This is a genomic window from Desemzia sp. FAM 23989 (genome assembly GCF_045528345.1).
Lineage (GTDB): Bacteria > Bacillota > Bacilli > Lactobacillales > Carnobacteriaceae > Desemzia.
This window is the reverse complement of sequence record NZ_JBGQQT010000087.1, coordinates 1-253: the sequence shown is the minus strand read 5'-3', so window position 1 is coordinate 253 and position 253 is coordinate 1. Positions and strand designations below refer to the sequence as shown.

General features: G+C 47.4%; 1 rRNA gene. It reads left to right on the top strand.

From position 1 onward, the window contains the following. A 23S ribosomal RNA gene (locus ACEN36_RS13175) occupies positions 1–230 on the top strand; the annotation flags it as partial. Positions 231–253: the final 23 nt, after the last annotated feature.

Below are 253 nucleotides of genomic sequence, written 5' to 3'. Positions count from 1 at the left end.
GATGGACACACCGCTGGTGTACCAGTTGTTCTGCCAAGAGCATCGCTGGGTAGCTATGTGTGGAAGGGATAAACGCTGAAAGCATCTAAGCGTGAAGCCCCCCTCAAGATGAGATTTCCCATCACGTTAGTGAGTAAGACCCCTGAAAGATGATCAGGTAGATAGGTTGGAAGTGGAAGTCTAGTGATAGATGGAGCGGACCAATACTAATCGGTCGAGGACTTAACCAAAGTTTTTAGGTGGATTCGAAGAA